A 499-nucleotide genomic window follows, 5' to 3' on the forward strand; every position below is an offset into this window, starting at 1 on the left:
GAGTCCGCCGAACTCGGCCCAGGCTTCGACGGCGGCGGGGAAGACGTGGTGGAGGTGGCCGCTGGGCGAGGTGTGGGCGCGCAGGGTGTCGGCCCAGATCTCGGCCTGGCGGATGTCCCAGCGTCCCGGTTGCCAGCCGGCGGCGCGCAGTGCGGCGTCGACGGCCGCGGGGAAGCGAGTGGTCACCGTGTCGTGGCGGGTTCGACGGCGCGGACGCCGAAGTGGGCGAGGAGCGCGGCGCAGGAGCGGCAGGGCGGGGCGTACGTGCCGTGTCGGGGGTCGCCTTCCTCGCGGATGCGCCGGGTGGTGAGTTTGGCGTTCTTGAGGGCGCGGCGGGCGTCGCCGGCGGTCAGGGGTTTGCGGGAGGCGCGTTTGGAGCGGCCGGCTTCGGCGGTGGTGAGGTAGCGGGAGATGAGGACGGCTTCGGGGCAGCGTCCGGTGTGCCGTTCGCGGTGGGCGGTGGTGAGGGTGTCGAGGAAGTCCTGGACGAGGGGGTGGT

General features: G+C 74.1%; 2 protein-coding genes. Both read right to left on the bottom strand.

From position 1 onward, the window contains the following. The coding region (locus GL263_RS27755; RefSeq protein ID WP_182858469.1) for an SUKH-3 domain-containing protein at positions 1–243 on the bottom strand (243 nt) is incomplete at its 3' end. Next, positions 183–499 (bottom strand): YwqJ-related putative deaminase (locus GL263_RS27760; protein WP_267132805.1); only part of this gene is annotated, 317 nt, incomplete at its 5' end. The genes GL263_RS27760 and GL263_RS27755, both read right to left, overlap by 61 nt.

Origin of the sequence: Streptomyces durbertensis, from assembly GCF_014156695.1 — a bacterium.
Lineage (GTDB): Bacteria > Actinomycetota > Actinomycetes > Streptomycetales > Streptomycetaceae > Streptomyces > Streptomyces durbertensis.